20 protein-coding genes are annotated in these 20,523 nt (G+C 61.2%); 17 read left to right on the top strand and 3 right to left on the bottom strand.

The genetic code is table 11. The annotated features are described in order from the left end of the window. Window positions 1-38 precede the first annotated feature (38 nt). The 7 genes from VR863_RS07915 (at window position 39) to VR863_RS07885 (ending at window position 8,617) form a co-directional block, all read left to right on the top strand. Window positions 39-1,595, top strand: coding sequence for an MBL fold metallo-hydrolase (locus VR863_RS07915; RefSeq protein ID WP_324827929.1), 1,557 nt, complete (start codon window positions 39-41; stop codon window positions 1,593-1,595). 11 nt (window positions 1,596-1,606) lie between these two features. Continuing rightward, window positions 1,607-2,623: a lysylphosphatidylglycerol synthase transmembrane domain-containing protein gene (locus tag VR863_RS07910; protein WP_324827928.1), complete on the top strand. Its 1,017-nt coding sequence runs from the start codon at window positions 1,607-1,609 to the stop codon at window positions 2,621-2,623. Further along, window positions 2,620-5,157: a magnesium-translocating P-type ATPase gene (gene mgtA / locus VR863_RS07905; protein ID WP_324827927.1), complete on the top strand. Its 2,538-nt coding sequence runs from the start codon at window positions 2,620-2,622 to the stop codon at window positions 5,155-5,157. The genes VR863_RS07910 and mgtA overlap by 4 nt, the downstream gene beginning before the upstream one ends. A gap of 142 nt (window positions 5,158-5,299) precedes the next feature. Continuing rightward, complete coding sequence (locus tag VR863_RS07900; RefSeq protein ID WP_324827926.1) at window positions 5,300-6,100, top strand: universal stress protein; 801 nt, start codon at window positions 5,300-5,302, stop codon at window positions 6,098-6,100. Between the two features lie 656 nt (window positions 6,101-6,756). Beyond that, window positions 6,757-6,963, top strand: coding sequence for a helix-turn-helix transcriptional regulator (locus VR863_RS07895; protein WP_067673162.1), 207 nt, complete (start codon window positions 6,757-6,759; stop codon window positions 6,961-6,963). Continuing rightward, a complete protein-coding gene (locus VR863_RS07890; protein ID WP_324827925.1) occupies window positions 6,960-7,154 on the top strand; it encodes a helix-turn-helix domain-containing protein in 195 nt (64 codons plus the stop codon). The genes VR863_RS07895 and VR863_RS07890 overlap by 4 nt, the downstream gene beginning before the upstream one ends. Before the next feature lie 398 nt (window positions 7,155-7,552). Then, window positions 7,553-8,617: a fatty acid desaturase gene (locus VR863_RS07885; RefSeq protein ID WP_324827924.1), complete on the top strand. Its 1,065-nt coding sequence runs from the start codon at window positions 7,553-7,555 to the stop codon at window positions 8,615-8,617. 47 nt (window positions 8,618-8,664) lie between these two features. Here the strand turns inward: VR863_RS07885 and VR863_RS07880 are convergent, their stop codons facing one another. Together VR863_RS07880 and VR863_RS07875 are read right to left on the bottom strand one after the other, a co-directional pair. Continuing rightward, a complete protein-coding gene (locus VR863_RS07880) occupies window positions 8,665-10,536 on the bottom strand; it encodes an ABC-F family ATP-binding cassette domain-containing protein (protein WP_324827923.1) in 1,872 nt (623 codons plus the stop codon). Window positions 10,537-10,616: 80 nt separating this feature from the next. After that, window positions 10,617-11,342: a Crp/Fnr family transcriptional regulator gene (locus VR863_RS07875; protein WP_324827922.1), complete on the bottom strand. Its 726-nt coding sequence runs from the start codon at window positions 11,340-11,342 to the stop codon at window positions 10,617-10,619. Between the two features lie 75 nt (window positions 11,343-11,417). Between VR863_RS07875 and VR863_RS07870 the strand changes: the two genes are divergently transcribed. The 3 genes from VR863_RS07870 to VR863_RS07860 are packed head-to-tail and all read left to right on the top strand — an operon-like array spanning window position 11,418 to window position 14,158. Then, the gene (locus tag VR863_RS07870) at window positions 11,418-12,560 is read left to right on the top strand and encodes a beta-ketoacyl-ACP synthase III (RefSeq protein ID WP_324827921.1); all 1,143 of its coding nucleotides are present in this window, start codon (window positions 11,418-11,420) and stop codon (window positions 12,558-12,560) included. 39 nt (window positions 12,561-12,599) lie between these two features. Then, window positions 12,600-13,352 (top strand): phosphatidylserine decarboxylase, encoded by a 753-nt coding sequence (locus VR863_RS07865; protein WP_324827920.1) that lies wholly within the window; start codon window positions 12,600-12,602, stop codon window positions 13,350-13,352. After that, window positions 13,349-14,158, top strand: coding sequence for a CDP-alcohol phosphatidyltransferase family protein (locus tag VR863_RS07860; protein WP_324827919.1), 810 nt, complete (start codon window positions 13,349-13,351; stop codon window positions 14,156-14,158). Before VR863_RS07865 ends, VR863_RS07860 begins: the two co-directional genes overlap by 4 nt. Here VR863_RS07860 and VR863_RS07855 read toward each other — a convergent pair. After that, window positions 14,142-14,384, bottom strand: a complete 243-nt coding sequence (locus VR863_RS07855; protein ID WP_324827918.1) for a hypothetical protein — start codon at window positions 14,382-14,384, stop codon at window positions 14,142-14,144. The two genes, VR863_RS07860 and VR863_RS07855, sit on opposite strands and share 17 nt — an antisense overlap. Window positions 14,385-14,735: 351 nt before the next feature. On the opposite strand from VR863_RS07855, the gene rpsB reads away from it, so the two are divergent. The 7 genes from rpsB to dxr all read left to right on the top strand — a co-directional run bounded on the left by rpsB (window position 14,736) and on the right by dxr (window position 20,516). Then, the gene (gene rpsB / locus VR863_RS07850) at window positions 14,736-15,488 is read left to right on the top strand and encodes a 30S ribosomal protein S2 (protein WP_324827917.1); all 753 of its coding nucleotides are present in this window, start codon (window positions 14,736-14,738) and stop codon (window positions 15,486-15,488) included. 111 nt (window positions 15,489-15,599) lie between these two features. Continuing rightward, a complete protein-coding gene (gene tsf, locus VR863_RS07845; protein ID WP_324827916.1) occupies window positions 15,600-16,526 on the top strand; it encodes a translation elongation factor Ts in 927 nt (308 codons plus the stop codon). 129 nt (window positions 16,527-16,655) lie between these two features. Beyond that, window positions 16,656-17,372, top strand: a complete 717-nt coding sequence (pyrH, locus tag VR863_RS07840) for a UMP kinase (RefSeq protein ID WP_324827915.1) — start codon at window positions 16,656-16,658, stop codon at window positions 17,370-17,372. Window positions 17,373-17,401: 29 nt separating this feature from the next. Beyond that, window positions 17,402-17,959 carry a ribosome recycling factor gene (gene frr / locus VR863_RS07835; RefSeq protein ID WP_324827914.1) on the top strand — a complete coding sequence of 186 codons (558 nt, stop codon included), beginning with the start codon at window positions 17,402-17,404 and terminating at the stop codon, window positions 17,957-17,959. 28 nt (window positions 17,960-17,987) lie between these two features. Next, a complete protein-coding gene (gene uppS / locus VR863_RS07830; protein ID WP_324827913.1) occupies window positions 17,988-18,671 on the top strand; it encodes a polyprenyl diphosphate synthase in 684 nt (227 codons plus the stop codon). Further along, window positions 18,658-19,368 carry a phosphatidate cytidylyltransferase gene (locus tag VR863_RS07825; protein ID WP_324827912.1) on the top strand — a complete coding sequence of 237 codons (711 nt, stop codon included), beginning with the start codon at window positions 18,658-18,660 and terminating at the stop codon, window positions 19,366-19,368. The genes uppS and VR863_RS07825 overlap by 14 nt, the downstream gene beginning before the upstream one ends. Then, the gene (gene dxr / locus VR863_RS07820; protein ID WP_324827911.1) at window positions 19,365-20,516 is read left to right on the top strand and encodes a 1-deoxy-D-xylulose-5-phosphate reductoisomerase; all 1,152 of its coding nucleotides are present in this window, start codon (window positions 19,365-19,367) and stop codon (window positions 20,514-20,516) included. Before VR863_RS07825 ends, dxr begins: the two co-directional genes overlap by 4 nt. Window positions 20,517-20,523: the final 7 nt, after the last annotated feature.

Below are 20,523 nucleotides of genomic sequence, written 5' to 3'. Positions count from 1 at the left end.
CCTTTCACGGCGCGGCTCAGACCGTGACCGGTTCATGCATGCAATTTTCCTGCGGTGACCATTCGATCCTGGTCGATTGCGGATTGTTCCAGGGTTCACGCACGCTGGAGTCGGCCAATCATCGTGATTTCGAGTTCAAGCCATCGCAGATCGATGCCGTTATCCTGACCCATGCCCATATCGACCATTGCGGCTTGCTTCCCAAGCTGGTCGCACAGGGCTTCGACGGGCCGATATACTGCACGCAAGAAACTCGCGACCTGCTGGAATTCATGCTCGCCGATGCGGGACGCATCCAGGAAATGGAGGCCCAGCGCCACAATCGTCGGCGTGACCGGCCGGGCGATCGGCAATTCGTCCCGCTCTATACCGAAAGTGATGCAATGCAGGCCTGGCGCCAGTGCCATCCGGTGAGCCTTGAACAATCCTTCGCGCCGGTTCCATCCATGCGCGCCACATTTTGGAATGCCGGACACATTCTCGGTTCAGCATCGGTCGAGCTTGAGATTGATCGAGTCCGGATCATGTGTTCGGGCGACCTCGGGCCGGAGCACAAGGTTTTCCTAGCCGACGCCGAGGGGCCTTCGGGCCTCGATTACGTCATTTGTGAGTCCACATATGGCGACCGCGATCGCGAGGAAACAACGGTCGAAGATCGGCGCAAGCTGCTGCAGGCCGAAGTGCTTGGTGCAATGGCGCGCGGCGGTAACCTTGTCATTCCGACCTTCGCGCTCGAGCGGACGCAGGAGTTGCTGCTCGATTTCGCCGTCCTTCTCGACGAAGGCAAAATCGGAGACGTAAACGTTTTTGTCGACTCTCCGCTGGCGAACGAGGTCACGGGTGTTTTCGCTCGCCATGTTCGCGAAATGGAGGACACCGGCGGCGCCAACATCTTCAACCGATCCAACTTCAAGTTCGTCAATGAAACGCAGGAATCCATCCGACTGAATTCGGTCTCCGGTGCTGTGATCATGGCGGCTTCCGGCATGTGCGAGGCAGGACGCATCCGGCATCACCTGATCCATAACCTCCATCGTCACGATTCAACGGTCCTGTTTGTCGGCTACCAGGCGCAGGGTACATTGGGACGGACCATACTCGACGGCGCGCGATCGGTGCGGATTTCGGGCAACGACATTCACATAAGGGCGCAGATCAGGCGTATCGACAGCTACTCGGCCCATGCCGATCAGGGGGAACTGCTCGAATGGATCGCCGCCCGTGCACCCATTGCCGGAAACCTGTTCCTCACCCACGGCGAGCCGGAAGCGATGGAGACGTTGCGCCGCGAATTGCAGCGCCGCGATCCGGATCTTACGGTCAAGCTGCCCTTGCTCGGGGAAACCTATGCGCTCTCGGCCGGAGCAGCGGCAAAGCGGGTTTCAACTGGCCGGGCGGATTTGCAGCAGGCGACCGGACGCGACTGGCAAAACAGCTATGCGGAATTCGTGTCCGACCTGAAAGGCCAACTGCACCGGATCAGGGACGAGAAGCGGCGGCAGGAAGCCCTCGAGGAAATGCGGCGTGTGCTCGATTCCTATGCCGAGTTCAAACGCAATCATGGCCAGCGCCAGTCACAAAGGCTCGACAAGTAGATGATCGCGAGATGACTCCTGAAGGCCAGGGCCAGAACGCCCCAGTAAAGGGAAGCAGGTTTTCTCGGCGTCTTGCCATCGCCCTGGCCATCGCCGGTGCTGTTTTCGCAGTCATGCATTTTGGCGACCTCGAGCATTTTCTGGCATTGCTGCGTCAAGCGGAACCAATCTGGCTGCTGGTCGCGATAGCCCTGCAGTTCGGAACCTATGCATCGGTCGCCTATGGTTGGAAGTCTGTCCTGAAGCGCGCGGCTTCGCCTCGCCCGCTGATACAGCTGCTTCCGATCGCAGTGTCCAAGCTGTTCGCCGACCAGGCCATTCCCAGCGCCGGCATCGGCGGTCACGTCTTGCTCATCGACCGGCTCACGAGCCTAGGAGTACCGAGAAGTGCTGCAGCGGCAACTCTCATTATCTCGCTGCTAGGCTATTATGTCGCCTATGCCGTTCTGGCAGTCGTTATGCTGGTCGTCCTGTGGCTGCACAAGGATGCCACCCCGCTGCTGGTTGGACTTGTCACTGCATTCCTGTTGGTGGCGCTTGCGATTCCCCTGCTTGCGCTGTGGTTGCGTAATCGCGGCAGCAAACCGCTTCCTCCGCGGATCGAGCGCTTCACTCCGATCGCCAAGCTCTTGACCGTAATTGGCGAAGCCCCGGCGGAACTCGTCCGGGATCACGGGTTGCTGGGCCGCGTGGCGGTTTGCAACGCGGCCGTCTTTCTCGCCGACTCGATGACCCTCGCAATCATCTTCATGGCGCTTGGCATGCCATTCGAACCGGGGACTGCGTTTCTTGCGCTCATGGCCGGTTCGATTTCTGCAACCTTGTCTCCCATTCCGATGGGCCTTGGCAGTTTCGAGGCGGCTGCGGTGGCCATGCTGGTCTCGCTTGGCGTCGCATTCGAGGGAGGACTGACCGCTGTCCTGCTTCTTCGCGGTCTCACGCTCTGGCTGCCGCTCATTCCAAGCTTCTTTCTCCTCCGGAAAGGGATGCATGCTTCGAATGGCCGCGATGGGAGGGGCAGGGCGTGAAGGACGAATTCTGGCAGTTGCCGGTCGACCAGGCCCTTCGGCTGGCTGATAGTTCGCCGTCAGGCCTCACAGTTGGGGAGGCCGAGCGCAGGCTGGCTGAAGATGGGCCGAACAGCCTGCAGGACAGGCACTCAGCGCCGGTTCTCGCTCTGCTTGGCCGCCAGTTCAAAAGTCCTCTTGTGCTTATCCTGTTGTTCGGAGCGCTCGTCGCGGCCTTCCTGCGCGAATGGATGGATGCAGCCATCATCCTTGCGATCGTGGTGGGGAGCGGAATCTTGAGCTTCTCGCAGGAGTTCCGGGCCTCGCGTGCGATGGAGGCCCTGCGCGGGAGCATTGCCCTGCGTGCCAGGGCCTTGCGGGGAGGCACTGAAGCCGAGGTTCCGGTCAAAGAGCTTGTCCGGGGCGACCTTGTCAGGCTGTCAGCCGGAAACCTTGTTCCCGCCGACGGGCTGGTGATCGAGGCCCAGGATTGCCTGGTTACCCAGGCCGCGCTGACAGGGGAATCGATGCCCGTCGAGAAAGCGCCGGGCTTGACCCCGAAAGACACACCAGCCGCGCAACGAAGCAACTGGCTTTTCATGGGGTCGTCGCTTCGCAGCGGGACTGCCACGATGCTGGTCCTGCAACGGGGCCAGGAGACGCAGTTCGGCGCGATCGCCCAAAGCTTGCAGGCAGGGGCTGAGGAAAGCGATTTTGCGCGCGGGGTTCGCAAATTCGGCGCGATGCTGATGCGGGTGATGATCGTGATTGTGATCGCGGTTCTGACGGCGAACCAGCTGCTTGGCCGGCCGGCGATCGACTCGCTCCTGTTTGCGGTCGCGCTGGCGGTGGGACTGTCGCCGGAGCTTCTGCCCGCCATCATCAGCGTGACCCTGTCCGCCGGAGCGCAACGCCTGTCGAAGCGCGGGGTGATCGTCCGCCGGCTGGAAGCGGTCGAAAACCTGGGAAGCATGAACCTCCTGTGCACTGACAAGACCGGCACGCTCACACAGGGCGTGGTCATGCTCGATGCGGCGATCGATCCTTCTGGTGCGGCCAGCGACACAGTCCTGCGCGCGGCCTTCCTCAACTCCCATTTCGAAAGCGGCATTGCCAATCCCCTGGACGAGGCGATCGTTGCGGCTGGCAAACGCGCGGGGCAGACCGGCGACGGATGTCGCAAGCTGGGCGAAATTCCCTACGATTTCAGCCGGCGGCGGCTCAGCATCGCTGTTGCCGGGACGGACGCGGCAGACAAGGCACTGCTCGTGACCAAGGGCGCCTACGCTGAGGTTGTGTCGGTTTGCAGCCATATCCGGATCGGGTCGGAAACACGGCTGTTATCATCGCAAGAGCGGCTTGCGCTCGATGCATTGTTTCGCAAGCAGGGCGAGGCTGGCTACCGCGTGCTTGCCCTCGCCGAGCGCGAGATCGCCCCTGATTGTCAGATCGGCAGGGATACGGAACGCGATATGGTCCTGACCGGCCTCCTCCTTTTCCGTGATCCGCCGAAAGAGGATGCGGCGCAGACCATTCGCGAGCTTGCGGAGCTGGGCATTGCCACCAAGGTCATCAGCGGCGACAATCGGTACGTAACCGCCCATGTGGCAAGCGAAGTGGGTCTTGATCCCAAATCGATCCTGACCGGCGAGGCGATTACACGCATGTCCAGTGCCGCCTTGCAGCAGCGGGCAGTCCAAACTTCGATCTTTGCCGAGATTGATCCGCAACAGAAAGAGCGGATCATCCGGGCGCTGCAGGAAACGGGGAATTCCGTCGGCTATCTGGGAGACGGCATCAATGACGCTCCTGCGCTGCAACTGGCGGATGTGGGGATTTCGGTTGAGCAGGCCGTCGATGTTGCGCGCGAGAGCGCTGACCTTGTCCTGCTCGAGAAGGACCTTGGCGTAATCGCGCAAGGCATCGTTTCGGGAAGGCGGACTTTTGCCAACACGCTGAAATATATATCGATCACCACCAGTGCAAATTTCGGCAATATGGTCAGCATGGCGGTCGCCACGCCGCTCCTCCCGTTCCTGCCGCTCCTTCCCAAACAGATCCTGCTCAACAACTTCCTGTCCGACGTGCCTGCCGCGGCAATCTCGTCTGACAAAGTTGATGAAGAACGGATCGACACTCCGCAGCGCTGGGATGTGAAGTCCATCCAGCGGTTCATGATCGTGTTTGGCTTGCTAAGTTCCCTATTCGACCTGGTCACGTTCGCAGCCTTGCGGCTGGTCATGGAGGCCGGAGAGACCGAGTTCCAGACGATCTGGTTCGTGATCTCGCTGCTTACCGAACTGGTCGTCCTGCTCATCCTGCGTACGCGACGTTTCAGCTTCGCCAGCAGGCCTTCTGCGCTGCTCGTGTGGCTGACAGTGGTGCTAGCCGTCGCGGCGGTCGCAATGCCCTACCTCCCGGCGGCCGACTGGCTGTTCGGCCTTTATGCGCCGAGCGTCAGGATGATGCTGTTCTGTAGCCTCATCGTCGCCGCCTATGCCCTGTCGACGGAGATTGCCAAGCGGTTCTATTTCCGCAGATTTCCTGGGGGCTGACGCACTCCCGCTTCTCCATCTAGGGGTGGAAGCAGGAACGAAAATGAGCCGGATAGCTCGCGGGATTACGGTCAATATTCTTTCTGTCACCGCTCCAGTCGGCTAAGGCGAATTGCTGTTTCTAGCTCAGCGGAGGCTCTGGATGAAGAACATCCTGGTGTTCTTGCATAATGATCGCGAACAGGAGGCACGATTGCAGGTCGCAATCGACCTGACGCGGCAGCTTTCAGGTCATCTGATCTGCCTGGACATTGTCATACCGCCGGAATGGGGGGACGAGAGCATCACGCGCTGGGGCCTCAGCACACTTTTGCAGTTAGCACGGGAAGGCGAAGCGTCGAACAAGTCGGCAATCGAGAAACGGATGGCTTCGGAAGGTGTGAGTTGGGAGATGCTCGGGGTCACTGGTGATCCCGGCGATGAGATCCCAAGAGCGATCGGGTTTGCTGACCTTGTCATCCTGACGAGCCAGGCACCATCGCATGACCTGGATCATGCCCTGCGGATCGCGGGTGAAGTGATCGTCAAGGCGAAGCGACCGGTACTCGTCGTGCCCCCGAAATGCCGGGGGTTTGACCCTTGCGGGAAAGTCCTCGTCGCCTGGGACGGCGAAGCGGAAGCGAACGAGGCGATGAGGGCGGCGGTCCCTTTGCTTGAAAAGGCGTATGGAGTGACGGTGCTCCAATTCAATGGACCCGGCGGGCCGCTCGAGCTTGATGACGCGGTCGGCTATTTGCGTAGGTATGGAATCAATAGCGGCCCGCTGTCTCGTGAAACTGATGACAGGATCGCAGACGCCATTCTGGAGCGAGCGCAAGAGGAAGGCGCGAGATACGTGGTGATGGGAGCCTATGGCAGCGGGCGGATCCCTGAGGCCATCTTTGGAGGGGTCACGAAGCGACTGTTGAGAGAAAGCAATGTGCCACTCTTAGTGTTTCACTAAACACTAACGAGCCCAACCAGACTGACGGTCATTGTCCTGTAGCTTCCCAATATTTGTCTGTTGACCTCGCCAACTCTGCAAGGTGCCCAAAAATTAGGTGACCGCCGGGATCGAGCGCTACCAGACGGATGTCAGAAACGCGACGCGCCAAATCCACGGCAATTGCAAAGGGATCAATCTTGTAGACATTGCCCAGGAAAACATTGAAATAGTGGCTCCGTCGGCTTTCACGTCACGCTTAGCCAAAAGCAGACTTTCCGCTACCGGCCCAGTTTCGGCCATTTTAGGTAGACAGGATCGACTGCACATAAATCACTCGCCTCATGCCAATTCGAAAACAGCGAGGATCGCGATAGCATTGTATTTTCTTAATACGATTCGCGCAGATTCTGGTACCGCTGGCGCGGGATTACGTCCTTGCCCTCGCAATTTCGGCCGCGTGAATCACAAATTCGCGCTGGGCGCGAAAATTTTCAGAACCGACAGATGTTGAGCGGTTTGTCCGCAAAGGTCTCGGACCGTCCATAGCCGTTTCATATCATGCAAATCGTTGAAGATTTGCTCGAATTTCAACTCAGACTGACCCTTGCGCTGCACCAAAAAGTTCTCATTATGTTCCGTAGAGGGGCTGCCAGTATCAATAATGAGAACGCCCAATGTCCAATACCGAACGCATCATCCGTTTGAAGACCGTGCTCGACCGCACCGGTCTTTCCCGTTCCACCATCTACCGCAAGATCGCCGAAGGCACTTTCCCCTCGCAGGTGAAGATCAGCGTGCATGGCGCGGGATGGCATGAGTCAGCCATCAATCGCTGGATCGCCGATCCCGCTCACTATCGTGAAGAGGAACCGGCAGAATGAGCGGACGGCAGCTCGTCGAGCCAATCTGCGTCCGGGTCAATGACGCCGCCCGCATGATCGGCGTTGGCCGAACAAAACTCTACGAGTTGATTGCCAACGGCGAACTAGAAGCGGTGAAGATCGGCAAAGCAACGCGCATCACCACATCCAGTTTGCACAGGCTGGTGGAGCGGCATCGGGCATTGAACTGACCAGGTCGCTAACCCGCAAATGGACAGTGTCAGAACGTGCCATTATGTGGCGATCACGCGCCCTGCGAACGGCCCATTTATTCAGTTTTTTGGTCGAAACGCTGAACCGAACCACCGTTAAATGAACGAAAATGTGGGGGAGAGTGTGGGGGAGGCCTCCCGCTCATTCCGAGAACAGGATTGATATCAAAGCGTTATTTTTCCGGTTCGAATCAAGCCCTGTCCACCACCGGCTCTCCCTCGGCACTTCGCAAACGTTTCTATTTTGCCTCAGGCGTTGCGCTGGCCCCAATACCCATTAAGTGATGTCCTCCAATCGAAGGTCGCGGTCATTTTCCCGTGACGCTGATGTGCGCAGAGTTGAGATCCCGGTGAATTCTAATACTAAAGAGGTATGTGTGTCGCAGTCCGATGACGGTTTTGGCGACGCCCGCGTTGACGGTTGCGGGCACGTTGCGAACAACGTGCCGGACCCGCGCAAACTGGTCCGCGAACTGAACGCTTTCCGGGATCCCCGCCGCAGCCGGAGCGCCTGGGAACTTGCCGTTACCGTGGTCCCGTTCCTGGCATTGTTCGCAGGCATCCTGTTTGCCGTGCAAGCCGGTTACCTGCTTGCGCTGGCGCTCACGCCCCTGGCGGGACTTTTCCTGCTGCGGCTGTTTATTATCCAGCACGATTGCGGGCATGGATCGTTTTTCCCGAACCGGTCCGGAAACGACTGGCTTGGCCGGGCGCTCGGCGTGTTCACTCTCACGCCTTACGATTGCTGGCGCCGGTCGCACGCGTTGCATCACGCCGGCACCGGCAATCTTGACGCGCGCGGATTTGGGGACGTGGACACCCTTACGGTGCGGGAATTCAGCGAACGCAGTTTCCTGCAACGGCTGTTCTATCGCCTCTATCGCCAACCGCTGGTGCTGTTGGGCATCGGGCCAGCCTACCTGTTCATCGTGCGCCATCGTCTGCCGATTGGGCAGATGAAAGACGGCTGGCTTTACTGGACGAGCGCGATGGGAACGAATGCGGCCACAGCCATCCTGCTGCTGATCCTGGGACTGGTCTTCGGAGCGCTTGTGACGACGCTGGTTTTCCTGCCGGTGTTGCTGGTTGCCGCCTCGCTTGGTGTCTGGCTGTTCTATGTCCAGCACCAGTTCGAAGAGGCGCATTGGGAAACGGCGGCGGACTGGTCGTTTCACGACGCGGCCCTGGGCGGAAGTTCCTATCTCCAGCTGCCCGCGCCCCTGCGCTGGTTCACGGGCAATATCGGTATCCACCACGTCCATCATCTGGCCAGCAGGATACCGTTCTATCGCCTGCCCGAAGTGCTGAAGGCGCACCCCGGACTGAAGACGGTGAACCGGATCACGCCGCGTCAGGCCATGCGTTCGCTTGGCCTTGCCCTGTGGGACGAAGACCGGCGCCGGCTGGTGTCCTTCCGGGAAGCGGCACGACGCGCAGCCTGAACCCGGGGTGTCCGACGCGCAACCACGCGCCTTGCACGCCACCCCGATCAATCGTTCTCGATAGTCTCCAGCTGCTCGCCAAGCGCCAGCCATTCGGCTTCGGTTTGCTCCAGATCGCCGGAAATCTGCGCCCTTAAGGCCAGAAGATCGCCCGGAGATTTTTGCGCGAAACGATCGGTCGCGCTGGCAGGGTCGATCAGCGCCTTGTCGATCCGGCTGCAATCGGCCTGGAGGCTGGCCATCTCCTTTTCAAGCTTGCCGATCTCCGCGCGGACTTTCTTGAGCTGATCGTTCGCCTTGCGCGTCTTGCCCTTGGATCGTTTGCCACCCGCTGCGCCATTGTCGGACTTCGGCTGGTTACGGCCCAGGATGAAGTCGATGTAATCCGACATGCTGCCATCGTAGGCCCGCGCCGTGCCTCCATCGACGAGGATCAACCGGTCGGCGGTCAGTTCGACCATGTGGCGATCGTGGCTGATCAGGATGACAGCACCGGTATAATCGTTCAGCGCCCGAATGAGTGCTTCGCGTGCGTCGACGTCGAGGTGGTTCGTCGGTTCGTCCAGAATCAGCAGATGCGGCGCGTCACGGGTGATGAGCGCCAGCGCAAGGCGCGCACGTTCGCCGCCGGACAGCTTTTCGACCTTCTGCGTGGCGCGGTTCCCGGAAAATCCAAACCGTCCCAACTGCGCGCGCACGGCGGCGGGCGATTTCCCGTCCATGATGCGCGTCATCAGTTCCAGCGGGGTCGCTTCGCTCGCAAGCTCTTCGACCTGGTACTGGGTGAAATAGCCGACTTTCAGTTTGCCGGGCGCGTTCACCTCGCCTTCCATGGGCTGGAGCTGTGCAGCCAGCAGGCGCGCCAGCGTGGTCTTGCCGTTGCCATTGCGTCCCAGGAGCGCGATCCGGTCATCGGCATCGATCCGCAGGTCGACGCGCTTCAGAACCGGCGAAGCGTCGTTATATCCCACCGCGACCGCTTCGGTCACGATCATAGGCGAACGCATTTCAGCCGGATCGGGAAATTCGAAGCTGAGCGACGGATCTTCCATCAACGCGGCGATCGGCTGCATCCTGGTCAACATCTTGGCCCGCGACTGGGCCTGTTTCGCGGTGGATGCACGGGCGCTGTTGCGCGCGACATAATCTTCCAGGCGCGCACGCTGCGCGTCCTGGTTGGCCTTGGCCGAGGCAAGCTGTGCGGCGCGTTCGGCGCGCTGTTTCTCGAAACTGTCGTAACCGCCGGTATACAGGTCCAGCTGACCGCCCTGCAGATGCAGGATATGGTCGACGACCTTGTTCAGAAGATCGCGTTCGTGGCTGATGACCAGCAGGGTTCCGGGATAGCTCTTGAGAAAATTCTCGAGCCACAGCGTCGCTTCGAGGTCGAGGTGGTTCGACGGTTCGTCCAGCAACAGGATATCGGGTTCGGAGAACAGCAGCGCCCCCAGCGCCACGCGCATTTTCCAGCCGCCTGAAAAACTGTCGAGCGGGCGCGCCTGCATTTCCTCGTCGAAGCCAAGCCCGGTCAGAATGCGGGCGGCCCGCGATGGCGCGCTGTAGGCATCGATTGCGATCAGGCGATCATAAACGTCGCCAAGCCTGTCCGGATCGGTGCAGGTTTCCGATTCTTCCAGCAACCGGGTGCGTTCGACGTCGGCGGCCAACACCGCTTGTTCCGGGGTGATCGACCCGTTCGGCGCCTCCTGTGCGATATAGCCGATGCGGCACCGCGACGGCTTCGTGATTTCGCCTTCGTCGGGCTCAATCTCGCCGATGATGGCCTTCATCAGCGTGGATTTTCCTGCGCCGTTGCGCCCGATCAGCCCGACCCGCGCATCCTTGGGTATGGAGGCACTTGCGCGTTGGAGGATGGGTCGCCCGCCAAGGCGCACAGTAAGGTCGTCGATCTGAAGCATGGCGGCCCCTTAACAGGGCTTTGTGAAGTGCCCAACTGCGAAAGGTGGGTCCGGCACCGATAAGTGGCCGTCAGGACGGATCAGCCAGCCCTGTGTTCCAGTTCGGCAGGCTGAAGGATCGCGATTTCGCGGCGCGACGGAAGGTCGATGAGGCCATCCTTCTTCAGTTTCGTAAGCTGGCGGCTGACCGTCTCGATCGTGAGGCCGAGCACATCGGCAATCTGCTGGCGCGACAACGGAAGATCGATGATCCGACCGGTCGCCCCATTACCTTCTTTCCATCCGGTTTCGCCCAGTCGGCTGGCCATTTCGAGCAGGAAGGTCGCCAGCTTCTGTTCGGCATTCATCCGGCCCAGCAGCAACATCCAGCGCCTCGTGCGGTCGAGTTCGGCCAGCGTGCGCTCGAGAAGCTTGTGCTCGAGCCGGGGATGTTCGCGTGCGAACCGGTCGAAATCGCGCCGCTCGAACACGCAGACGTTGGCTTCGGTCAACGCTTCGACTCCGTAAGGCGTCGTCTGGCCGAACGGGCGGCCGAGGAAATCCGATGGGTACACCAGCCCCAGTATCTGTTCCTTGCCGTCCACAGTCTGGGTCGACAATTTCAGGACACCGTCGATCACATTGGCGACGAGCACGGCTTCGTCCCCTTCCCAGAGCAGCTGTTCGCCGGGAACGAGCACCCTGCGGCGACCCAACTGGTTGAGAACGCCTATTTCCTTGTCGTCTAGCTCGGAACAGATCGCACGATTTCGTATCGCACAAGCCTGGCAGAAATTAGCGGCGCGCTCGGTCGTGGAGAGACTCATGATGAAATGCTTAGTGCGTCACGGGGAAAGTGCCAACTCTTGCTCGCAGCGATACGCACGCGTAACTGGGCCGGCATGAGTCACGATACGCAAATGACCGGTCGCCCCGTCATCTCGGCCACCGGTCTTTTCACCCCTGCGGACAGCATCTCCAATGAAGAACTGGTCGCAAGCTTCAACGAATTCGTCCGTCGGCACAACGCCGCCCACGCCGACGTCATTGCGGCGGGCGAGGCGGAGCCGCTGAACGAAAGCTCGGTCGAATTCATCGAGAAGGCGAGCGGCATCAAGTCCCGGCACGTGATGGCCAAGGAACCGGTGCTCGATCCTGACTCGATGGGTCCGCGCTGGGCCGAACGCAGCAACGATGAACTGTCGTTGATGGCCGAAATCGGTGTGGCAGCGGCCCGTCAGGCGCTTGAGCGGGCAGGGCGCAAGGCCAGCGATGTGGACGCGGTCCTGTGCGCGGCCTCCAATATGGAGCGGCCCTATCCCGCCATGGCGATCGAGATTCAGCAGGCGCTGGGGATCGACGGCTTCGGTTTCGACATGAACGTTGCGTGTTCTTCGGCCACCTTCGGCATCCAGACCGCCGCCGATTACATTCGCGCGGGTAACGCCCGCAGCGTGCTGGTCGTCAGCCCCGAAATCACCAGCGGGCACCTGAACTGGCGTGATCGCGACAGCCATTTCATCTTCGGCGACGTGGCCACCGCGGTCCTGGTCGAGGATGCCGCGATCGCCCCTGCCGCGCACTGGGATATTCTCGGCACAAAGCTGAAGACCGTGTTCTCGAACAACATCCGCAACAATTTCGGATTTCTCAATCGGGCTTCACCCGAAGGGCAGGGCAAGGCCGACAAACTGTTCGTCCAGGAAGGCCGCAAGGTGTTCAAGGAAGTGGTGCCGATGGTGGCCGAGATGATCGTCAGCGAAGCGGAGCGGCTGGGCATCGATCCGGCTGGTTTGCGCCGCCTGTGGCTGCATCAGGCGAATGCCGGCATGAACCGCCTTATCGCCCAACGAGTGCTCGGCCACGAAGCGAACGCGGACGAAAGCCCGACCGTGCTGGATACGTATGGGAATACGTCGAGCGCAGGGTCCATCATCGCGTTTCACCTGCACAGCGACGATCTGGTCGCGGGCGATACCGGCCTTATCTGCAGCTTTGGTGCGGGGTATTCGGCTGGGACGGTGTTCGTTCGCAAAGCCGCGTGATGCCTTGTTCCACCGCGATCCAACGCGTAGGTCAACATCATGGCAGGTGATCTTCTAGACAACCGGGGCCGCGGCGAAGCCCGCTGGTCCTGGCCCGCAATCCACCCCGAGGGGCGCAAGTTCGGGCTGATATCGGTGGTGGTGAGCCTTGGGTTCCTGTTCGGCCTGGACTGGGAAATCGTCGGCTGGCCGCTGCTGCTCCTGTCGCTTGGCGTGTTTGCGTTCTTCCGGGATCCCGAACGCGTGGTGCCGCAGGACGAACGCCTGATCGTCGCCCCGGCCGACGGTCTCGTTTCGCAGATTGCCGAAGTCGAACTGCCAAACGAGTTGTCGATTGACGATGGCACCGAACACACGGGACTTGCCCCGGGCAAGGTCACCCGCGTTTCGATCTTCATGTCGGTGTTCGACGTTCACATCAATCGGGCACCCGTTGCGGGCACGGTGCGGCGGGTGATCTATATTCCCGGAAGCTTTGTCGATGCAGGGCTGGACAAGGCGAGCGAGGAAAACGAACGCCAGCACATCCTGATCGAACGGATGGACGGGGTGAAGATCGGCTTCACGCAGATCGCGGGCCTTGTGGCGCGGCGGATCGTTCCGTTCGTGAAGCCGGGCGATACGGTCGGGGTGGGGCAACGTGTCGGCCTGATCCGGTTTGGCAGCCGGGTTGATGTTTATTTGCCTGCGGGGACCGATTCCAAGGTTTTGCTGGGGCAACGGACCATAGCGGGCGAAACCGTCCTGGCAGAAATCGGTACGCAGAAACTTATCGAAGGTGTCGCCCAATGAACCTGCCGCACGAACCTGAAGAACATGCGCGTCTCGGGCCAAAGGCGGCTGAGGATGAACGGCCGATCCTGGGTCGTTCGCGCGGCCTGTCGTTACGGGCAATGGTACCGAACGCAATCACCGCTGCGGCCCTGTGTTCGGGTCTGACCGGCATTCGCTTTGCCATTGCGGAAAACTGGGGGGCGGCTGTCCTTGCCGTTCTTCTTGCCGGCGTGCTTGACGGCATCGATGGCCGGATCGCGCGCGCTCTAAACGCGCAGTCGCGCTTCGGCGCCGAACTCGACAGTCTTGCCGATTCGCTCAGTTTCGGGACGGCGCCCGCGATTATCGTATACCTGTGGTCGTTGCAGTCCGAACCGCGCCTCGGCTGGTTTGCGGCCCTGGCCTTCGCAATCTGTTGTGCGCTGCGACTGGCGCGGTTCAACGCACAGATCGACACGCAGGATCAGCCCCACAAATCTTTGGGGTTTCTGACCGGCGTTCCCGCGCCGCTTGGCGCGGGTCTGGCGTTCGCGCCATTCTATCTGTGGATGGCCACGGGTCTGGATGAATTGCGCGAGCCGATCTTTGTCGGGATATGGCTGGTCGCAATTGCGGGCCTGATGATTTCGAACATGGCCACGCCAAGCTGGACATCGCTGCGCCCACGGCGCGGAATCAGGCTGGAAGTGCTGGCCTTCGTCGGCCTGCTGTTTGCCGCGCTGCTGCTGGAACCATGGTGGACACTGAGCGCGATCTGCGCGGGGTATCTGTCACTGCTTCCTTATTCGCTGATCAAGTACACGCGGATCAGGCGGCGCGGCTGACCGAGATCACCGGCAACGGGCGCAAGGACGGACGCCCAAGCCCGGTGCATCCCCCCGATACGACGGGCGAACGCAGTGCGGGCAGAGCCGCATATACACCCTCGTGCCGAATCTCGCGCCGGAGCTGGCCGAAAGCGGACCACCAACGCAATCCGCTATCGGCAAGCACGCCCAGGGCCGCGATTGCGGCGAGGGCGAAAAGGGCGACGAGGAACAGTGCGAACATCTGAAATTCTCCTGGCCCGGCTGTCGACAACCTTGTTGACAGGTCGGGGATATATGGTGGAAAACCCTTATTGCCCGCCGGAAGTTCCGGCGATGAGAACAGTGTTCTCGTTTTGTTCTGGCCTGTCAAGCGCTTTTCGCGCCAGATTTCCCTTTTTTAGCGGTGAATCGAGGCTGGATTTCCAACCGAATGGGGGCTAAAGGCCCGCCGTCCGCGCGAGAATCGGCCATTCCGGCTGTTCTTCACGACGGGCAAATCCACATGGAAGGCGCTCATACCGGTGCCCGTCGCGGGATACTCCGCAACACGGGTTCCAGCTTTCCAGAGGCACAACCGGAAAGGAATACTATTATGGCGGCTCCTACCGTCACGATGCAGCAGCTGATCGAGGCCGGCGCACACTTCGGCCACCAGACCCACCGCTGGAACCCGCGCATGAAGCCGTATATTTTCGGCGCGCGCAACGGCATCCACATCATCGACCTGTCGCAGACCGTGCCGCTGTTCGCGCGCGCTCTCGACTTCGTGAACCAGACTTCGCGTTCGGGCGGCAAGGTTCTGTTCGTTGGCACCAAGCGGCAGGCGCAGGACGCCGTTGCAGAAGCAGCCCGCGCTTCGGGCCAGCACTTCGTCAACCACCGCTGGCTGGGCGGCATGCTCACGAACTGGACGACCATTTCGAAGTCGATCAAGCGTCTCAAGACGCTCGACGAACAGCTCGGCGGCGAAATGTCCGGGCTGACCAAGAAGGAAGTCCTTCAGCTGACGCGTGAACGCGACAAGCTGGAACTTTCGCTCGGCGGTATCCGCGACATGGGCGGCATTCCCGATGTCATGTTCGTGATCGACGCCAACAAGGAAGACCTGGCGATCAAGGAAGCCAACGTTCTCGGCATTCCGGTCGTCGCGGTGCTCGACACCAACGTCGATCCCGAAGGCATCGCGTTCCCGATCCCGGGCAACGACGACGCTGCGCGCGCCATCAAGCTTTACTGCGATGCGATCGCCCAGGCTGCCCGCAGCGGCAAGGGCGAAGGCATCCAGGATTCGGGTGCAGACTTCGGTGCGATGGAAAATCCGCCCGAAGAAGCCATCGAGGCCTGAGCCGTTTCGTGACCGGGCGCGGAAACGCGCCCGTCACATTGCAACGCTACGCACCGGGCCGCTTTCCAGCTGGCCCGGTGCCCGCATACCAATTTCAGAAGGAATTTGATCATGGCTGCATTCACTGCCGCTGACGTGAAAGCCCTGCGCGAGAAGACCGGCGCGGGCATGATGGACGCCAAGAAGGCGCTCGAAGCCGCAAACGGCGACATCGAAGCCGCTGTCGACGCGCTGCGCGCCAAGGGCCTCGCCACCGCACAGAAGAAGTCGAGCCGTACCGCAGCCGAAGGCCTCGTTGGTATTGCCGTCGAAGGCACCACCGGTGTGGCGGTCGAAGTGAACTCGGAAACCGACTTCGTGGCCAAGAACGACCAGTTCCAGGATTTCGTTCGCAAGACCACGCAGGTTGCCCTGGCTGTCGGCGGCACGGATACCGACGCCTTGAAGGCCGCGGCCTATCCCGACGGCGGCACCGTTGCCGAAAAGCTGACCAACAACGTGGCAACCATCGGCGAAAACCAGCAGGTCCGCCGCATGAAGGCGGTTTCGGTCACCAATGGCGTGGTCGTGCCCTACATGCACAACGCTGTCGCAGCCGACCTTGGCAAGATCGGCGTGCTCGTCGCTCTTGAAAGCGAAGGCGACAAGGACAAGCTGGCCGACCTCGGCAAGAAGCTTGGCATGCACATTGCGGCCGCTTTCCCGCAGGCGCTGACCGCTGAAGGTCTCGACGCCGAAGTGATCGACCGTGAACGTGCGATCGCCCGCGAAAAGGCTGCCGAAAGCGGCAAGCCCGAGAACGTCCAGGAAAAGATGGTCGAAGGCGCCGTGGCCAAGTACGCCAAGGAAAACGCCCTGCTGAGCCAGGTCTATGTCATCGACAACAAGACCCCGATCTCGCAGGTCGTCGAACAGGCTGCCAAGGAAATCGGCGCCAAGGTCGAGCTGGTGGACTATGTCCGCTTCCAGCTGGGCGAAGGCATCGAGAAGGAAGAAAGCGACTTCGCAGCCGAAGTGGCTGCTGCCGTCGCCGGCTAAGCGTTCTTCGCTTCGAAAATTCTGCGGCCGCCGGACTTCGGTTCGGCGGCCGTTTTCGTACCCGCCCACTTGGCAGGCGCGCCCCTGCGCTCTAAGGCCGCGCAAACCCTGAAAACCAGAAAGTCCTGCATGAGCCTTCCCCCGATGAAACGCGTCCTCCTGAAATTGTCGGGCGAAGTGTTGATGGGGGATCAGCAGTTCGGCATCGATCCGGCCTTCGTTCTGGAACTGGCAAAGGAAGTGAAAGCGGCCAAGGAGCAGGGGCTCGAGATCTGCCTCGTCATTGGCGGCGGCAACATCTTTCGCGGAATGTCCGGTGCAGCCCAGGGGATGGACCGCGCGCAGGCCGATTACATGGGAATGCTGGCCACCGTCATGAACGCGCTGGCGATGCAGAACGCGCTGGAACAGATTGGCGTGCCGACACGCGTTCAGTCTGCCGTGCAGATGGACCAGGTGTGCGAACCGGTCATCCGCCGCCGTGCCGAACGCCACCTGGAAAAGGGCCGCATCGTAATTTTCGCTGCGGGCGTTGGCGCACCCTATTTCACCACCGATTCCGGTGCCGCGCTGAGGGCTGCGGAAATGGGCTGCGACGCATTGCTCAAAGGCACCAGCGTCGACGGTGTGTATGACAGCGACCCCAAGAAGAACGCCCAGGCAACGCGTTATGACACCGTAACTTACGACCGTGTCCTTGCAGACAATCTCAAGGTCATGGACGCCAGCGCAGTGGCCCTTTGCCGCGACAACGACATTCCGATCGTCGTCTTCTCCATCCGCGAGAAGGGCAATCTGGCCCGCGTTCTTGCAGGCGAAGGCGTGCAGACCATCGTCCAGAGCTGAAAACACAAGAAGTCAGAGGAAGCCGAACCATGGCAAAGTACGACAAAGCCGATATCGAACGCCGCATGAAAGGCGCCGTCGAAAGTCTCAAGAGCGATCTTGGCGGCTTGCGCACAGGGCGTGCGAACACCAGCCTGCTCGATCCGGTGGTGTGCGAAGTCTATGGCGCGATGATGCCGCTGAGCCAGGTCGCCACCGTTTCGGCGCCCGAGGCGCGGATGCTCACCGTGCAGGTGTGGGACAAGTCGAACGTGAGCGCGGTCGAAAAGGGTATCGCCAAGGCCAACCTCGGGCTCAACCCGATGACCGACGGCCAGACCGTCCGCCTGCCGATGCCCGACCTGACGCAGGAACGCCGCAAGGATCTTGCCAAACTGGCCGGCCAGTATGCGGAACAGGCCAAGATCGCCATTCGCAACGTCCGCCGCGACGGTATGGAAGCGCTCAAGGAAGACGAAAAGAAAAAGGAAATCTCCGAGGACGAGCGCAAGCGGTCCGAGGACGAGGTCCAGAAGCTGACCGACACCTATGTGGCCGAGGCCGACCAGGCCGCGCAGGCGAAGGAAAAGGAAATCCTGACGCAGTAAAGGGCCGGATGGGGATCGGAGCGAGAGGATGACATCGGAGGGGCCGCAGGCACGGCACGTCGCCATCATCATGGATGGCAACGGCCGCTGGGCAAAGCGCAAGCATTTGCCGAGAGTGATGGGCCACCGCAAGGGCGTGGAGGCCGTGCGCGAACTCGTGCGCAGCCTCAAGGACACCTCGATCGAATGCCTCACGCTTTATGCCTTCAGTTCGGAGAACTGGAAGCGGCCGGACGAGGAAGTCGACGATCTGATGAACCTGATGCGCAAGTTCATCAAATCGGACTTGCCCGAATTCATCGCCAACGATGTCAGGTTGCACATTATCGGTGACTGGCAGTCGCTTGCGCCCGACATCGTCGAAATGCTCGAAGATGCGCTGGAGCAGACAGCCAGTGGATCGCGCACGCTGGCGGTTGCGCTCAATTACGGGGCGCAGGCGGAAATCGTGCAGGCGGCGCAGCGCGCTGCCGAGCAGGGTCCGATCACCGAAGACAGCCTTGCCGCCAATCTCTACACCGCGGGGCTGCCGCCGCTCGACCTGTTGATCCGGACCAGCGGCGAAGTGCGCCTGTCGAACTTCCTGCTCTGGCAAGCGGCCTATGCCGAGATGCTCTTCACCGATGTGCTATGGCCGGATTTCACGCCGGAGCATTTGCGTCAGGCGCTCGAGGACTTCACCAACCGGGAGAGACGATTTGGCGGACGTTGAAACCCCGCAGGCCGCACCAGCCCGCAAGAACGCCGATCTTCCGGTACGGATCGTATCAGCCATCGTGATGTTGGCGATCGCGATAGGGGCGCTTGTCGCGGGCGATCCCTGGCTCGACTGGCTCATCGCCGCTGTCGTGCTGGCGGCCTTTGTCGAATTCGTCCTGCTGGTGGTGAAAGCCACGCAGAATGTGCCGTACCGCCTCGCCGGCATCCTTGCGGGCGCGGCCTATATCGGACTGGCGGGGGCTGCACTGACCCGTTTTCCGCCGGCGATGATCGTCGGCGTGGTCGGGGCGGTGATCTTTGTCGATACCTTCGCCTATTTCTCCGGCCGTACGATCGGGGGCCCGAAAATCGCCCCATCGATCAGCCCGTCCAAGACCTGGGCCGGGCTGATCGGCGGGATTATCGGCGCCGCGATCTGGGTGGCGGCGTGGATATACGTGGTTGGCCGCCGCACGGCAGGCGACGCTACGCTGATGTTCGATGCAACCGAAGTGGGCCAGATAATGGTGATCGGTGCGGTCATCGCCGTGGCCGCCCAATCTGGCGATTTCTTTGAAAGCTGGTTGAAGCGCAAAGCCGGTGTGAAGGACAGTTCGAAGCTCATTCCCGGGCATGGCGGGTTCTTCGACCGGGTCGACGGGATGATTCCCGTGGTCCTTGTCGCCGCGTTCTTCGGGGTCGGTTCTTGACCCGCTCGATCACGATCCTGGGCGCAACCGGTTCGGTCGGCGAACAGACGCTCGACCTGGTTCGCCGCAATCGCGACGACTGGCGGGTGGTTGCCTTGACGGCCAACGGCAACGTGGAAGGGTTGGCGCGGCTGGCCCGTGAATTCGGGGCGCAAATTGCGGTTGTCGCCGATGAAACCTGCCTCGACGATCTTCGCGCAGCGTTGGACGGCAGCGGCATCGAGGCCGCGGCAGGCAGTTCCGCCCTTTGCGAAGCGGCGTCGCGCCCGGTCGACATGACAGTGGCGGCCATCGTCGGCTGCGCGGGTCTGGGCCCGGTCATGGCGGCGATCGAGCAAGGCGGCACCATTGCCCTGGCCAACAAGGAAGCGCTAGTTTCCGCCGGTGAGGTGATGACCGCTGCCGTGGCCCGACACGGTGCCACGCTTCTGCCGGTCGATTCCGAACACAACGCTATATTCCAGTGCCTGCAGGGCGGGCGGATCGAGGATGTGCGCTTTATCACGCTGACTGCCAGCGGCGGGCCGTTGAGGCTGGTCGAGGATCTGGGATCGGTCACTCCGGAACAGGCCGTGGCCCATCCCAATTGGGACATGGGCGCAAAGATCAGCGTCGACAGCGCGACCATGTTCAACAAGGGCCTTGAACTGATCGAGGCGCACCACCTGTTTCCCGTAGGCCTCGACCGGATACGGATTGTCGTCCACCCGCAAAGCGTGATCCATTCGATGGTGGAATACCGGGACGGATCGACCTTGGCCCAGTTGGGGCCCAGCGATATGCGCGTTCCCATCGCATCGTGCCTTGCCTGGCCGCAGCGCATGGACACACCGTGCAAACCGCTGGACCTGGCCGCGATCGGCGAACTCAGTTTCTTTGCCCCCGACGAACAGCGCTTCCCCGCAACCCGCCTTGCGCGCGCAGCGGCAGAACATGGCGGGGCAGCCCCGGCGGTGCTCAACGCGGCCAACGAGATTGCGGTTGCCGCGTTTCTGGCGCGTAAGATTGCGTTCAGCCGCATCCCCGTAGTGGTCGAAAGCGTTCTGTCGAATGGCGAACTTCCGGCCGCGCCGCGGACCCTGGAAGACGTTCTGCGCGTTGACCAGGATGCACGCCGCTGTGCCACCCGATTGCTGGAGCCTGCCTGAGTTGGAA

Source organism: Qipengyuania zhejiangensis, assembly GCF_035607565.1.
Lineage (GTDB): Bacteria > Pseudomonadota > Alphaproteobacteria > Sphingomonadales > Sphingomonadaceae > Qipengyuania > Qipengyuania zhejiangensis.
This window is presented reverse-complemented; position numbering and strand designations above follow the sequence as displayed.

Excerpts from the sequence above, each read along its gene's own strand:
- VR863_RS07900 (WP_324827926.1), top strand. The coding sequence starts at position 5,300 with ATGAAGAACATCCTGGTGTTCTTGCATAATGATCGCGAACAGGAGGCA.
- VR863_RS07875 (WP_324827922.1), bottom strand. The coding sequence starts at position 11,342 with ATGAGTCTCTCCACGACCGAGCGCGCCGCTAATTTCTGCCAGGCTTGT.
- VR863_RS07915 (WP_324827929.1), top strand. The coding sequence starts at position 39 with ATGCAATTTTCCTGCGGTGACCATTCGATCCTGGTCGATTGCGGATTG.
- uppS (WP_324827913.1), top strand. The coding sequence starts at position 17,988 with ATGACATCGGAGGGGCCGCAGGCACGGCACGTCGCCATCATCATGGAT.
- VR863_RS07865 (WP_324827920.1), top strand. The coding sequence starts at position 12,600 with ATGGCAGGTGATCTTCTAGACAACCGGGGCCGCGGCGAAGCCCGCTGG.
- VR863_RS07880 (WP_324827923.1), bottom strand. The coding sequence starts at position 10,536 with ATGCTTCAGATCGACGACCTTACTGTGCGCCTTGGCGGGCGACCCATC.
- frr (WP_324827914.1), top strand. The coding sequence starts at position 17,402 with ATGGCAAAGTACGACAAAGCCGATATCGAACGCCGCATGAAAGGCGCC.
- VR863_RS07895 (WP_067673162.1), top strand. The coding sequence starts at position 6,757 with ATGTCCAATACCGAACGCATCATCCGTTTGAAGACCGTGCTCGACCGC.
- VR863_RS07855 (WP_324827918.1), bottom strand. The coding sequence starts at position 14,384 with ATGTTCGCACTGTTCCTCGTCGCCCTTTTCGCCCTCGCCGCAATCGCG.
- tsf (WP_324827916.1), top strand. The coding sequence starts at position 15,600 with ATGGCTGCATTCACTGCCGCTGACGTGAAAGCCCTGCGCGAGAAGACC.
- rpsB (WP_324827917.1), top strand. The coding sequence starts at position 14,736 with ATGGCGGCTCCTACCGTCACGATGCAGCAGCTGATCGAGGCCGGCGCA.
- VR863_RS07890 (WP_324827925.1), top strand. The coding sequence starts at position 6,960 with ATGAGCGGACGGCAGCTCGTCGAGCCAATCTGCGTCCGGGTCAATGAC.
- pyrH (WP_324827915.1), top strand. The coding sequence starts at position 16,656 with ATGAGCCTTCCCCCGATGAAACGCGTCCTCCTGAAATTGTCGGGCGAA.
- VR863_RS07870 (WP_324827921.1), top strand. The coding sequence starts at position 11,418 with ATGAGTCACGATACGCAAATGACCGGTCGCCCCGTCATCTCGGCCACC.
- VR863_RS07860 (WP_324827919.1), top strand. The coding sequence starts at position 13,349 with ATGAACCTGCCGCACGAACCTGAAGAACATGCGCGTCTCGGGCCAAAG.
- VR863_RS07910 (WP_324827928.1), top strand. The coding sequence starts at position 1,607 with ATGACTCCTGAAGGCCAGGGCCAGAACGCCCCAGTAAAGGGAAGCAGG.